This is a genomic window from Pseudonocardia sp. N23 (genome assembly GCF_002583555.1).
Taxonomy (GTDB): domain Bacteria; phylum Actinomycetota; class Actinomycetes; order Mycobacteriales; family Pseudonocardiaceae; genus Pseudonocardia.
On the sequence record NZ_BEGX01000129.1, the window covers coordinates 1,509 to 7,456 of the forward strand.

Here is a 5,948-nt window from a genome sequence, read left to right on the forward strand (position 1 = left end):
CGCCCGGCTCGCCGAGCTGCTCGGGTCGTCGGTCGTTCTGGCGATGCCCGATGCAGTTCCCACACTGGCCGATCACAGAATCGTCCTGTTGGAGAACGTCCGCTTCGACCCGCGCGAGACCAGCAAGGACGACGCCGAGCGCGGCGTGCTGGCCGACGAGCTCGTGGCGCTGACCGGGGAGAACGGCGCGTTCGTCTCCGACGGCTTCGGCGTGGTGCACCGCAAGCAGGCGTCGGTCTACGACGTCGCGAAGCGGCTGCCCTCCTACGCCGGGACGCTCGTCGCGGCGGAGGCCGACGTCCTTGCCCGGCTGACCGAGAAGTCCGACCGGCCCTACGCGGTCGTGCTCGGCGGCTCCAAGGTCTCGGACAAGATCGCCGTCATCGAGGCGCTGCTTCCCCGCGTGGACACGCTCGTCGTCGGTGGCGGGATGTGCTTCACCTTCCTGGCGGCGAAGGGCTACGGCGTCGGTAAGTCGTTGCTGGAACCTGACCAGGTCGACAATGCCCGGAAGCTGCTCGAATCGGGCAAGATCGTTTTGCCGGTTGACGTAGTCGCGGCCGATCGGTTCGCCGCGGACGCGCAGGTGCGGACGGTCGCAGCCGACGCCATCCCAGTCGGGTGGATGGGGCTCGACGTCGGTCCCGAGACGGTGCGCGTGTTCGGTGACGCACTGGCGGGGGCGAAGACGGTGTTCTGGAACGGCCCGATGGGCGTGTTCGAGCTATCGCCCTTCGCCGAGGGCACCCGCGGTGTGGCGCAGGCCATCATCAAGGAGACAGCCGCAACTCTCGCCGGCAAGGGCGCGTTCAGCGTGGTCGGCGGAGGCGACTCAGCGGCCGCGGTGCGGACGCTGGGGTTGCCCGAGAAGCACTTCTCCCACATCTCCACCGGCGGCGGTGCGTCGCTGGAGTACCTCGAAGGAAAGGCCCTTCCCGGGCTCTCTGTCCTCGATCGCTGATCCCTCAATCGACCACCACTGACCAACCGCTCCGAGCGAGGGGAACACGAGGATGCCCGACACTGCGCCACCCGGGACCCGGACGACCGGCCGCAAGCCGTTCATCGCTGGAAACTGGAAGATGAACTTCACCCACGTCGAGGCCATCGCCTTCCTGCAGAAGCTCGCCTTTGGCCTGCCTGAGCGGTACTACCACAATGTCGAGGTCACGGTGCTCCCCCCGTTCACCGCGATCCGCAGCGTGCAGACCATGGTCCTGAGCGACGGCTATCTGATGACCTACGGCGCCCAGGACATCTCGCAAGACGAGGCGGGCGCCTACACCGGCGAGGTATCAGGCTCGATGCTGTCCAAGCTGGGATGCCGCTACATCGTCGTCGGGCACTCGGAGCGCCGCGAGTACCACCACGAGGACGACACGGTCGTCAACGCGAAGGTCCGTGCGGCGTTTGCAAACGATATTCCCCCGATCCTGTGCGTCGGCGAGAACCTCGAGATCCGCGAGAGGGGCGATCACGTCGCGCACTGCACCTCGCAGCTGACCGCAGCCTTGGCGAAGATCACCCCGAAGCAGGCGGCCGCGCTGGTGGTCGCCTACGAACCCATCTGGGCGATCGGCACCGGCCGCGTGGCGGGATCGAACGATGCCCAGGAGGTGAGCGCAGCTCTGCGCACCACCGTCCGCGAACTCTACGGCGAGGCCATCGCTAACGGGGTGCGGGTCCTCTACGGCGGCTCGGTGAAGTCGGACAACATCGGCGAGATCGTGGCCCAGCCCGATGTCGACGGTGCCCTCGTCGGCGGGGCAAGCCTCGACCCCGACGAGTTCGCCAAAATCTGTGCAATCGCTGCGGGTGGCTCGCTGCGATGATCCGGCACAGCCGCCGACGTGTGGCAGTGCCAGAGTGCGAACGGACAGCGCGCCGGCCCCGGCCTCATTTCCGCGCCGGGCGGTTCGTTCTCGGCAATTCGGGCGGGCCGCGTCACCCTGGTTGGTCCGGTATGGACCCCGCCGCGGTGGCAGCGCGCCGAGAGGGTGGCCGGCCCCGGTCATCCCAGACGGTCGGACACGTCGTGAAGCATTCGTACCTACAACCACGCCAGACCGACGTCGAAAAGCCACGCTTGTCCCGCGACGGCCTCGTGGTGCGCGTGGAGTAGCGCGACATGTCGTCGACGACGTCACCCTGTTCGCCGATCAGTACTGGCCCGCGGGCTGAAATGGGCTGGTCGACATCCCCGAGTCCAGGAACTCCGCGGCCACCTGCCTTCTTGGCTCCTGGTGGCGCCGCAGCGTTGCTCGAGGAACGATCGCGGTCGCGCGCATGATCACCGGGCCGGCAGGAGTGCGGAGCAAGCCGAGCAGGACGAAGAGTGACTGATCGACGACGAATGGCGCCTCCGGCGTGACGAAAGGAACCGTGAGCCCCGTCACGGCCGCCAGATCTCAGGCCAGCCCACAAACTCGCCGGATGCACGCCGTTCATACGCGCGCCACGTGCGTTCGTGTCGAGGCTCTTGACCATGCCCGCCGCCCTGGCCAGGGTCACAGAGCACCGTGAGCCGAAGGTTTAAGTGCGAGAGGATCAAACCAGTGGTGCTTCCGTCCAAGATGCCGCAGCTCGCCGACCTCGACTTGCTGCTGTCGGTGGAGAGTTGTGGCAGCGTGGGGAAGGCAGCGCAGGCGCACAGCCTCTCCCAGCCGGCCGCGAGCACCCGGATTAGCGCGATGGAGCGGAGACTCGGTCTTCGGCTGCTCGAACGTTCTCCGACGGGTTCGAAGCTCACGGAGGAAGGCGAGATTCTCGCCAAGTACGCCCGCAACGTGATGCAGGCAGCGAGGGAGCTCCTCGAGTTCGGTTCGCGAGCCCGGTCCTCCGAAGCCAAACGGATTCGAGTCGCAGGCACCCCGGCCATCTCCGAACACCTGATCCCCGAATGGCTGAACCGGTCGGGGTTCTCGTTCGGTGAAGCACGGGTCGAAGTGCAGACGGGCAGCATCGACGAACTGCGTCAGTTGATCCTGTCCAGCGACATCGACCTCGCGTTCATCGACGGCTGGGGTCAGGCGGGAAGCAAGGGCTGGCAGCAGTATCGCGACGACTTGGCAACCCGGTACATCTGTGATGACAAGTTGGCCGTCGTGGTCGGCTCGATGCATCCCTGGGCTGTGCGGAACACTCCGTTGACGGTAGCGGAACTGGCAGCCGAACCTCTGGTCCTACGCGAGCGCGGCTCCGCGCTCCGGGAGTTCACGGATGGTCTGCTGGGGCCGACGGGGGCACCACAGGTCTACATCGAGTTGCCATCGACCAGCGCCATCAAGCAGGCAGTCGTGACCAGCCGGCGAGTGACGGTACTGAACGTCTCCGCCGTGCGCGCCGAGCTTACAGATGGACGGCTACACCTGGTCGCTGTCGACCAGGAAATGCCCGCCAGGCCCATCTGTGCAGCGTGGAGCGAGCAACGAGGTCTCCCGGAGTATGCGGCGGATCTCGTGCAGACCGCCGCGTCCAAGGTTCTCCCCGCGCCTGCCCTGGAGTCGATCCACGAACCGAGACAGATCAGTTCACGTATGCGAAGTCGACCGCGAAAAACCTCGGTGGTCGACACCCACGAGGCGATCGCCTGATCGCCGATTCCGAACCGACTAGAGAGGGCAACGAAGTGGCAGATCTGAACAGGATCGCACGGACCCTGGTGTCCGACAGGCGCGGCATTCTTGCTGCCGACGAGAGCATCGCGACGATGTCCTCCAGGCTGGAGAAGGTCGGCGTCGAGCCGACTGCCGAGAGCCGCAGGGTCTACCGAGAGCTCATCGTCACCACGCCGCAGCTCGCGGACTCGATCAGCGGCGTGATCCTCGCGGACGAGACCTTCCACCAGAAGCTGAGCAACGGGCGCACGTTCCCGGACTACCTCGGGGACATCGGCATCCTCGCCGGGATCAAGGTCGACACCGGGGCGAAGCCGCTGGCAGGAGCGCCGAACGAGACCATCACCGAGGGTCTCGACGGGCTGCGGGAGCGGGTCGCAGACTACGTGCGGCTCGGCGCGACATTCGCGAAGTGGCGCGCAGTGATCACGATCGGTGACAACACCCCGTCTGATCGCGCCGTACACGCGAACCTGCACGCCCTGGCTCGCTACGCCGGTCTCTGCCAAGAGGGCGGCCTGGTGCCCATCGTCGAGCCCGAGGTGCTGATGGACGGCACCCACTCGCTGGCCCGCTGCCAGCAAGTGTCGACGGCCGTGCTGAGGTCGTTGTTCGAGGAGCTCGACCTGATGCAGGTGAAGCTCGACGGCATCGTCCTCAAGCCCAACATGGTCGTCGCCGGGACCGGTAGCGCGGAGCACCCCACGGTCGCGGAAGTTGCCGCGGCCACAGTCGAGGCGCTGCGCGCTACCGTGCCGGCGTCCGTACCGGGCATCGCGTTCCTTTCCGGCGGGCAGCGCCCGGAGGTGGCGACTCAACACCTCGGGGCGATGCAGCATCTCGACCCGCTGCCGTGGGAGCTCACCTACTCGTTCGGCCGGGCACTGGTTGGACCGGCGCTGGAGACCTGGCGAGGCGACGAGAAGAACCGGGCCGCCGCACAGAAGGTGCTTTCCGAGCTCGCGGTCGCGAACGCCGCAGCACGCTGAGCACCTGATTCGCTACGGGGCGGCCGGGACGTCCGAGTGGCCGGCCGCCCTGGGCCTTCGTCGCTGCTCGGGCTCCGCCCGCCCACGTGGATCGAGGAATGATGACTACTCAGGAATGGCGCACCACCGGAGCGTCCCAACGGCCTGACCATGCTCTCGCTCTGGAACTCGTCCAGGTGACCGAGGCTGCCGCGATCGCGGCAGCCCGGTGGGTGGGGCGCGGCCAGCCGAACAGCGGCAAGGCCGCGGCCACCGCCGCTATGCACGACCACCTCATGTCGGTGCCCATGCGCGGCGTCGTCGTGATCGGCGAGGACAAGAAGAACGACACATCGGTCCTGCGCACAGGCGACGAGGCAGGTCTCGGCGACACACCGCTGTACGACCTCGGAATCCGTGTGGGTGGCGGTGCGCTGCCGCCGCTTAAGGATGTGTCGAACTCGCTCGTCGCGATCGTCGTGGCCGAGCGCGGCTCGCTGTACGCACCGCCACCGTCCGCAGTCGCGGAGATGCTGGCCGTCGGACCCGACTGCGCCGATGTCGTCGATATCGCCCGGCCGGTGGCGGAGAACCTGCGTGCGGTCGCCGCGGCCAAGGGTATGCGGATGTCGGATGTGGAGGTTGCCGTGCTCAACCGGTCGCGGCAATCGCTCGTCAACGAGATCCGAGGCGCCGGCGCGCGAGTCCGCGTGCCGCAGGGCGGCGAGATCGCGGGAGCGATCGCCGCTGCGCCGTCCGAGAGCTCAGTGGATCTGCTGCTGGGCACCGGGGGCGCGGCGGAGGCGATCATCGCCGCCGCAGCTCTGTCCTGCCTGGGTGGTTCGCTGCAGGTGCGGCTATGGTCCGAAGGCTTCGACGAGGTCCTCCGCACCGACGACCTGGTGCGCAGCAATCGTCTTCTGTTCAGCGGCACCGCTGTGACCACGAGTGAGCTTCTGCGCGGCGTCCGGTACCACGCGGGCCACACCACCACACAGTCGATGGTGCTGTGCTCCACGCCGGAGACCGCCTGGACGGTCACATCCGAACATCGACTCCCCTGACGAATCGTCGGCCGCGACGAGGCCGGTCCACCCGCCACCTGTGCAGCACGCGGCCCGCTGCCAGCGGGCATCGGCGTACAGACGAGTGGAGATCCGTCGCGAATGACACTCCCACGTCGGCCGACACACGACGAGCGACCGGCCTTCCTTGAACGAGTGCCTGACAACCAGAACAGCAAACCAGGAATGCTGTCGCTGCCCCGGCGGCAGTGGCGCACATTCGATGACTTCTCGAAGGAACGTTACATGCCGATCGCCACTCCCGAGGTCTACAACGCCATGCTCGACGGAGCCAAGAA

Annotated in this window: 6 protein-coding genes; 5 read left to right on the forward strand and 1 reads right to left on the reverse strand. The window is 67.2% G+C overall.

Annotated elements, in window-relative coordinates; all coding sequences use genetic code 11:
- Positions 1 to 961, forward strand: a 961-nt coding sequence (gene pgk, locus TOK_RS29530; protein ID WP_253258730.1) for a phosphoglycerate kinase, incomplete at its 5' end; no start/stop codon positions are given.
- Between the two features lie 52 nt (positions 962 to 1,013).
- Positions 1,014 to 1,832, forward strand: a complete 819-nt coding sequence (gene tpiA, locus TOK_RS29535; protein WP_098961280.1) for a triose-phosphate isomerase — start codon at positions 1,014 to 1,016, stop codon at positions 1,830 to 1,832.
- Positions 1,833 to 2,159: 327 nt separating this feature from the next.
- Here the strand turns inward: tpiA and TOK_RS29540 are convergent, their stop codons facing one another.
- Positions 2,160 to 2,396 carry a hypothetical protein gene (locus tag TOK_RS29540; RefSeq protein WP_098961281.1) on the reverse strand — a complete coding sequence of 79 codons (237 nt, stop codon included), beginning with the start codon at positions 2,394 to 2,396 and terminating at the stop codon, positions 2,160 to 2,162.
- A 159-nt stretch (positions 2,397 to 2,555) separates the two neighbouring features.
- Between TOK_RS29540 and TOK_RS29545 the strand changes: the two genes are divergently transcribed.
- The 3 genes from TOK_RS29545 (at position 2,556) to TOK_RS29555 (ending at position 5,649) form a co-directional block, all read left to right on the forward strand.
- Positions 2,556 to 3,593 carry a LysR substrate-binding domain-containing protein gene (locus TOK_RS29545; RefSeq protein ID WP_253258731.1) on the forward strand — a complete coding sequence of 346 codons (1,038 nt, stop codon included), beginning with the start codon at positions 2,556 to 2,558 and terminating at the stop codon, positions 3,591 to 3,593.
- A gap of 35 nt (positions 3,594 to 3,628) precedes the next feature.
- On the forward strand, positions 3,629 to 4,606 hold the full coding sequence (locus TOK_RS29550) for a class I fructose-bisphosphate aldolase (RefSeq protein WP_098961282.1): 978 nt from the start codon (positions 3,629 to 3,631) through the stop codon (positions 4,604 to 4,606).
- 101 nt (positions 4,607 to 4,707) lie between these two features.
- Positions 4,708 to 5,649, forward strand: a complete 942-nt coding sequence (locus TOK_RS29555) for a fructose-bisphosphatase class II (protein WP_098961284.1) — start codon at positions 4,708 to 4,710, stop codon at positions 5,647 to 5,649.
- Positions 5,650 to 5,948 lie beyond the last annotated feature (299 nt).